Genomic DNA, 721 nt, shown 5'->3' with positions numbered 1-721 from the left:
CGCCGATCCAAATTTCCTTATCCGCGGAGATCACGACCTTGCCGCTCGAACTGGTAATCGTCACGTCGTTGAGCGCGGCGAGCTTCATCTCATCGCTCTGCGCCTGGATCTCGACCTTGCCCTTGCTGGCAAAAAGCTTAATCCCCGCATTCTGCGCAAACAGGCTGATCTTCTCCATCACGCTGGCGATGAGCGATTTACCCGCTGCCACGTTCGTGCTCTTGCCACTGACGATGTTGACTTGCTGGTTCGCCGTGATATGAGCCGAGTCCTGCGTGGACAGGCCAGCGCCCGCAGGGCTTGCAATCAGCATGATTGGGGTCGAGAAGCCATTTGCGTTACCCGTGCCCCCGCCCCCCGTGTTACCACCGACACCGCCGCTGTTGCCCGCCACGTTATATTGCGTCGCATCGGTAAGCTTCTTGAGTGCGTCCAAGCCGTCCTGCAGGCTTTCAGCCTGATTTGACGTGCTGGCCTGCGACGCGAGCTCGGCGACACTTTCCGCGCTCGCCAGTTGCTCGCTTGCCGCCGTGACGTTCATCGGCTGGGCAGCGTTTGCCGGATGGGTCGAGACATACAGTCCCTGGCCCGCGCGAATTGCACCATACGCATCCGATTTCAGGTCGAAGCGCTGCCCAGGTAAGCCCCGCGCGTGTTGCCGTTCTGCGCAACCAGATACCCCAGGTGGAGCTGAGAATTCGCACTTGAGCTGTAAAGTTGC

At 60.1% G+C, this 721-nt stretch carries 1 pseudogene; it reads right to left on the bottom strand.

The window, feature by feature from the left end:
* Positions 1-721 (bottom strand): annotated as a pseudogene (locus WM40_RS27275) (DUF2345 domain-containing protein); the annotation flags it as partial.

It is taken from the genome of Robbsia andropogonis, assembly GCF_000970345.1.
Taxonomy (GTDB): domain Bacteria; phylum Pseudomonadota; class Gammaproteobacteria; order Burkholderiales; family Burkholderiaceae; genus Robbsia; species Robbsia andropogonis.
The sequence above is the reverse complement of the archived record's forward strand: the minus strand, read 5'-3'. Positions and strand labels throughout refer to the sequence as shown.